We start from the raw sequence: 6,000 nt of genomic DNA on the forward strand, positions 1-6,000 counted from the left end.
CAACACCTATTCTACGGCCTGGAAACCTCTCCGGCAACTCTTTGCTCAGCTTCTCGATGGGGGAGGCAACACACTCGGAACCCCTAAGAAGTAGTTCTTCTTTTCCCTATCCCTGAGGGAGGAATACAGCAGGACCTCTGGTAATGCCAATTCCTGTTGCTGTCAAAGCTGGTGTCAGAAGGGGGTTTCTCGAGGAGGGTCGATCGCTGGAAGCCTTGAAAAATCTGGTGGGCGAAAGAGGATTCGAACCTCTGACCCCTTGCTTGTAAGGCAAGTGCTCTCCCCCTGAGCTATTCGCCCACCGAATTCATTATACCACAGTTAGATGCCGGAAAAACTCACGTGGTACTCGAGCTTGTAGCCGAATTTCTGGGCTATTTCCTCAAGAGCCTTCCGAATTGCCTTGTAGTCGAACCGGTACTCGTACTTGGCTCCGAAGAGGTTTGATTGTTCCTCAATGGTACCGCTTCTTGGACCGGGAGTCGTGCGGCTCAGCTCCTTTTGGGAACCGAAATCCGCAGAGACCCCAGAACCCTGTTCCTTGAGCATTTCTGCAAAGTGGAGGACTTTTTCGGTGTCATCGATGCGGAAGCGGGCAATGTACTCGAGGCGGTCTTTCCGGAGGAGTGCTTTCCGCTCGGCAATGGGCACAATGAGAGTGAAAACTCCTTTCTTCCCTTCCAGTTTTCCAGAGAGCTCGCGGGCGAGCTTTTGGAATTCCTCATGAATGGGCATGGACTTCCCTTCTTTCTTGAGTAGTGTACATTGTACCACGGAAGTGTGGTATACTTGTAGTGGTTCGTTTCAGGTGGACTTGGTCCTTAATAGGGAAGCCGGTGCGAATCCGGCGCGGTCCCGCCACTGTAACCGGGGAGTGCGGTGCAGCAGTGCCACTGGCGAAAGCCGGGAAGGCGCACCAAGCGAGGATCCGGAAGCCAGGAGACCTGCCTGGGACGTTTCCACCACTCTTCGCGGAAAGAGGAGGTGGGAAAAGGTGATCTGGACTCCGCCCCAGACACTCGAGGTATCCCTCCCTCTCCCCCTCCTCCTTCGCGAATTGTAAGGAGGATGGCGATGCAAAAGAGAGGCTCGGTGTTTCTCGTTCTTTTTGTCCTTTTCCTTTCTCTCGGGTTTTCTGCTTTTGGTCTTGAAGTGGTGGATGATGCGGGAAGGACAGTGCGTCTTTCTGCCTCGGCGAACCGAGTTGTTTCCCTTACCCCTGCGAATACGGAGATTGTTTTTGCCCTTGGGGCAGGAGAGAAACTCGTAGGGGTGACGACGTACTGCGACTACCCTGAAGAGGCGAAGACAAAGGAGAAGGTTGGGAGTGTTACCGAGGTCGACCTCGAGTCATTGGTTCGCCTCTCTCCAGACCTTGTCCTTGCCGGGTCTCTTACCCCCAAGGAGACGATTGACCGTATTGCTGAGCTTGGGTATCCGGTGGTGGTGCTTGACGCAAAGTCCATCGCCCAGGTCCTTGAGGATATAAAGAAAGTGGCTGTTCTCCTTGGGAAGGATAAAGAAGGGGAAAGCCTTGTAGCCTCGATGGAGGAAACAATTCGGAGTATCTCGGGGAAAGTGGCGAACCTTCCTGAGGATTCTCGTCCTTGGGTGTTCCACGTCATTTGGCACGATCCTCTCTGGACGGCGGGAAAGAATACTTTCATTCATGAATTCATAACTTTGGCCGGTGGGCGGAACGTTGCCGAGGACCTTGAGGGGTATGTGACCCTTGACCTTGAGGAGCTCATTCGTCGAGACCCGGACGTCATTACCGTTGTGAGTACCCACGGTAGCGAGAACTTCCCGTACCAGTTCTTGACCTCCGATCCAAGGCTTCAGGTTCTGCAGGCGGTGCAGAACAAAAAGGTCTTCATTGTTGATAGCGACATCGTTTCCCGGCCCGGTCCAAGGGTTGTGGAAGCTTTGCGGATTTTTGCCTCCATCATGCATCCGGAGATTTTTCCGCCTCAAGGAGCTGCCATGGGGCAAAACCCTCCTTCCGAGTAACAAGGGACTGACCGAAAAGGACTACCTTTTGCTTTACAGGATGGGTAAGTACTGTGATGTAGGCTCGGACGAGGTTGGCGATGGTTGCTTCTTGAAAGGTGAAAGAGGTACCGTCGGCAAGGAGAATCGTCGTTCGGAGGTGCTTGTGACCCTCTGGGATTTCGACGATGATGCTCTGAACATCTTCATTCCGGAAGACAAAAGCTCTCTTTTCCACAGTGTGCTCCCCCTTTTTGGGGAGTAAGTATAATCGTGCATATGAGGCGTGCAAAGAGGACAGAGACTCTTTTCATTCTCTTTTCCGTTGCGGCGTGCGGGGTGAGCTTCTTTTTTGCCCAGGGGGTGGGCCAGGGCCGGTACAGTCTCTGGGATTCCCTGGCTCTCTTTCGGGTTCCTTTCCTTTCGCCAAGTGAGCGAACTATTCTCTTTGCCATTCGCCTTCCAAGAATTCTCCTCGCCTTCCTTGTGGGTGGAGGGCTTTCCCTTTCGGGAGCAGTTCTCCAGGGGATTTTCCAGAATCCCCTGGTGGACCCGTACATCCTTGGGGTGAGTTCCGGAGCCGCCTTCGGAGCGGTGGTGGCGATACTCTCGGGGGTCTACTTCGGTCTCTTCACGGTACCCATTTTTGCCTTTGTGAGTGCTTTGGGGACGGTGTTCTTTGTTTTCCGCCTTGCCCGGGTGGGGAGGAGAATGCCCCTTGAGGTTCTCCTTTTGGCCGGTCTTGCGGTAGGATTTTTCTTCTCGGCGCTCATTTCCCTTGGAATGTTCCTTTCAGGTGAAAACCTCCACCAGGTGGTTTTCTGGACCATGGGGGGATTCTGGGGCCGGGGATGGGGGAATGTGTGGATGGTCCTCCCCTTTTTCGCTGTGGGAGTTACGGTACTTTTGCCCTTCGGGCGGGAGCTCAACGCCTTCATCCTTGGAGAGAAGGTTGCCGAGAGTTTAGGAATCGATGTGGAGCGCACGAAGCGCCTTATGCTTTCCCTGGTTGCTCTCCTTGTTGCGAGTTGTGTGGCCACAAGCGGAGTGATTGGGTTTGTGGGGCTTGTGGTACCCCATATTCTGCGCCTTTTGGGATTCCAGGATCACCGGAAACTCCTGCCCCTCTCCCTTGGTGTCGGTGGAGTGGTACTCCTTTTTGCCGATACTCTTGCCCGGAGCATTATTCACCCCGTGGAACTTCCCGTAGGGGTGGTGACGAGCCTCCTTGGGGTGCCCTTCTTTGTGTACCTCTTGCGTCAGAGAAAGAGGAGCCTATGAAGCCGTACCTTGAGGTCCAGGGGGTTTCCTTTGCGTACCGGGATGGGGAGGAAGTTCTGAGCGGCATTTCCTTTTCCCTTGAGCGGGGTGATTTCGTCGGGGTCCTCGGTCCCAATGGCTCGGGAAAGACCACCCTTCTCTACCTCCTTGCCCGGCTTCTTATCCCGCAGAAGGGAGCAATTTTCCTTGAGGGGAGAGACATAAGGACCTTCCCCCGTCGTCTCTTTGCCCGAAAGGTGGCAGTGGTCTTCCAGGAGGTGCCGGGAAATGTTGACCTCCCCTCTTCTGATATCGTCATGATGGGACGAATTCCCTATCTTTCCCGCTTCCAGAAAGAGACGAGAGCTGATGAAGAGGCGGTGACCTGGGCCATGGAGGTGACGTCCACCCTTGCCTTTGCCGAAGAGCCCTTGAGCGAGCTCTCCGGGGGCGAGCGGCAGCGGGTTCTCATTGCCCGGGCATTAGCCCAGAAACCCGAACTCTTGCTCCTTGACGAACCAACGAGTCACCTCGATGTAGCCCATGAGCTTGAAATTCTCGGGATTCTCAAAAATCTCACCCGTATGGGAATCACCGTTTTTGCCATTTTCCATGACGTCAATCTCGTGGCCCAGTTCTGCGAAAAGGCGCTGCTCCTCAAGGCCGGCTACCTTCTCCGTTTCGGTAAGGTTTCGGAGGTTCTCTCTGAAGCCTCTTTAGAGGAGCTCTTCGGGGTGCCTTTTGTGGAGGTGGCCAACCCCTTTGCCTTTCGGTCGCTTTTTTTGCCTTTGCAGCGCCCCGGAAGGGAACGCAAAAAGAAACAGGTACACCTCATATGTGGCGGAGGAAGTGGGTTAGCGGTCATGCGGCTTTTGTACGAAGAGGGTTTTTCGGTAAGTGTCGGGGTGGTGAACCGCTTCGATTCCGATGAGGAGATGGCAGAGCGCCTCGGATTTCAGGTGGTACGGGAGAAACCTTTTTCTCCTCTGAGCGACGATGCTCTCAGGGAAGCCCTGACCCTTGCTCGAGAATCCGATTTTGTCGTCATCGCTCCGACCTTCTGGGGGTGGGGGAATGTCCGCAATCTCGACCTTGCCCTTGCGCTCCAGAGGGAAGGAAAGAGAATCCTTATTTTCTCTGACGCCCTGAAAGAAGATCGGGATTACACCGGGGGAGAGGCCAGGGGGAAACTCTGTTCCCTCCTTGAGGGAGGAGGGGTGGTCGTGGACCATCCGAGAGCCCTTCTCCGCCATATGGTATAATGCTTGCAAAAGGTAAAGGAGGAGACAGTGATGCTGCGGAGGGGTCTGGTGGTCCTCTTTGTGGTCCTCTGTGTGGGGGGTGCTTTGGGCTTTGCCCAGGCACAGGTTTTACTCCGTTTCACCCTCCATCCGCAGATTTACATTTCCATTCCTCGCTCAGCAGATGTCAACGTTTCTGTGGATCGGGGAGAGGGTGGAACCTACACGATTGGTGATCCCATAACCATTCGGTACCGGACGAATCGCGATGGGTACGTGAACCTCATCGACTACCTTCCGGATGGCAGTGTGCGAGTCCTTGTTCGGAACCGGTTTGTTCGCTCCGGGATTAGCGAGACCTATTCCGGTACGGTTTCCGGTCCTGGAGGAATAGAGCGTCTGGTGGTTCTCCTTACTCCTTCTCCGGTTTCCGACGGAGACCTTGAGCGGTTCATAAGAGCGCCGCATCAGGCAGGTCGTATTTTCCATGGCCAGTACGCTACCGACCGAACCCACTTTGAGGTTGTTGCTCGAATGCAGGGTACTGTCCTCACCATTGATCCTCAGGTAGTACAGATTGGCCCTTCGAGCGCTCTCGTTTTTACCGCTACCCTGACGAACTCGGCAGGGAATCCCCTTGGAGGACAGGAGCTTCGCTGGTCGGCAAGTGATGGATCTTTGGCTACCTCACGGACCATTACCGGTCCTGATGGAACATCTCGGAATACCTTCTACGCCCCTTCCTTCTCGGGAACGGTTACCGTGGAGGTACGCTTTCCCGGAGACGTGCGTCTTGCTCCGTCTTCAGCACAGGCCACCGTCGAGGTGGGACAGCGCATTGTCGAAACGTACCTGAGTCTTGAGGCAACGAAGGTGGTTCTTTCCCCAGGAGAGCGGGTGCGAATCATTGCCCGTCTCCGGGACCGGGATGGAAAACCCCTGGCGGGAAGGACTATTGAGTGGGAGGCTCCCCAGGGTGCGTTGAGTGCAACCTCAAGTGTTACCGATACTTCCGGCCAAGCCTCAGTTTTTTACATTGCTCCGAGGGTTACCGAGACAATGGACATTGACCTTGTGGCTCGCTTCCCGGGGAGTGCCCAGTACGCTCCTTCGGAAGCTTTTGTGACTCTGACGGTTGAGTACGTGCGTCCGACGCTTGCAGAGACCCTCTTTTTCCTCGACTTTTCAAGCGGCAGCCCGAGACACAACGGAGATCGCTTGAGCTACAAGGGTCGGATGGTCTCAGGTTTCTCGGTGAACGGTGTCACGCTTCTTGAAATGCGTCGAGGGGAGAGCGTGGAATTCCGCTTCACCCCTGGGGCCTTGCCGGAAGAAGGAGTCATTTACCTCTGGGTTCAGGGAGAGAGAGGTACCCAGGTTCAGGTCACGCTCAACGGGAATGACCTTGGAACCATCCCGGCAGTGACTGACCTTCTGGCTCCGAGTGCGGATCAGCGGATTATCGTCACATCCCGGGATGTCGTCGCAGGGATCAACGTCCTTCGCATCA

6 protein-coding genes, 1 tRNA gene and 1 riboswitch are annotated in these 6,000 nt (G+C 55.0%); of the genes, 4 read left to right on the forward strand and 3 right to left on the reverse strand.

All coding sequences use genetic code 11. The features are described from left to right. Positions 1-225 precede the first annotated feature (225 nt). Positions 226-300 (reverse strand) — tRNA-Val (locus tag H5U36_01175). Positions 301-321: 21 nt separating this feature from the next. After that, on the reverse strand, positions 322-645 hold the full coding sequence (locus H5U36_01180; protein MBC7216796.1) for a hypothetical protein: 324 nt from the start codon (positions 643-645) through the stop codon (positions 322-324). A 144-nt stretch (positions 646-789) separates the two neighbouring features. After that, positions 790-967, forward strand: a riboswitch (cobalamin riboswitch). A gap of 107 nt (positions 968-1,074) precedes the next feature. Between H5U36_01180 and H5U36_01185 the strand changes: the two genes are divergently transcribed. Next, positions 1,075-2,010 carry a cobalamin-binding protein gene (locus tag H5U36_01185; protein ID MBC7216797.1) on the forward strand — a complete coding sequence of 312 codons (936 nt, stop codon included), beginning with the start codon at positions 1,075-1,077 and terminating at the stop codon, positions 2,008-2,010. On the opposite strand, the gene H5U36_01190 is transcribed toward H5U36_01185, so the two are convergent. Continuing rightward, on the reverse strand, positions 1,946-2,227 hold the full coding sequence (locus H5U36_01190) for a hypothetical protein (GenBank protein MBC7216798.1): 282 nt from the start codon (positions 2,225-2,227) through the stop codon (positions 1,946-1,948). The genes H5U36_01185 and H5U36_01190 overlap by 65 nt on opposite strands. Positions 2,228-2,268: 41 nt before the next feature. Here H5U36_01190 and H5U36_01195 point away from each other — a divergent pair, with 41 nt between their 5' ends. The 3 genes from H5U36_01195 to H5U36_01205 form a co-directional block, all read left to right on the forward strand. Continuing rightward, positions 2,269-3,270 (forward strand): iron ABC transporter permease, encoded by a 1,002-nt coding sequence (locus H5U36_01195; protein MBC7216799.1) that lies wholly within the window; start codon positions 2,269-2,271, stop codon positions 3,268-3,270. Beyond that, complete coding sequence (locus H5U36_01200) at positions 3,267-4,511, forward strand: ABC transporter ATP-binding protein (protein MBC7216800.1); 1,245 nt, start codon at positions 3,267-3,269, stop codon at positions 4,509-4,511. The genes H5U36_01195 and H5U36_01200 overlap by 4 nt, the downstream gene beginning before the upstream one ends. A gap of 30 nt (positions 4,512-4,541) precedes the next feature. After that, positions 4,542-6,000, forward strand: a 1,459-nt coding sequence (locus H5U36_01205) for an Ig-like domain-containing protein (GenBank protein ID MBC7216801.1), incomplete at its 3' end; no start/stop codon positions are given.

It is taken from the genome of Candidatus Caldatribacterium sp. (genome assembly GCA_014359405.1).
Taxonomy (GTDB): domain Bacteria; phylum Atribacterota; class Atribacteria; order Atribacterales; family Caldatribacteriaceae; genus Caldatribacterium; species Caldatribacterium oleiphilum.

What these genes read in the sequence shown, in the direction of transcription:
- H5U36_01185 (MBC7216797.1), top strand. Translation starts at nt 1,075, where the DNA reads ATGCAAAAGAGAGGCTCGGTGTTTCTCGTTCTTTTTGTCCTTTTCCTT.
- H5U36_01195 (MBC7216799.1), top strand. Translation starts at nt 2,269, where the DNA reads ATGAGGCGTGCAAAGAGGACAGAGACTCTTTTCATTCTCTTTTCCGTT.
- H5U36_01200 (MBC7216800.1), top strand. Translation starts at nt 3,267, where the DNA reads ATGAAGCCGTACCTTGAGGTCCAGGGGGTTTCCTTTGCGTACCGGGAT.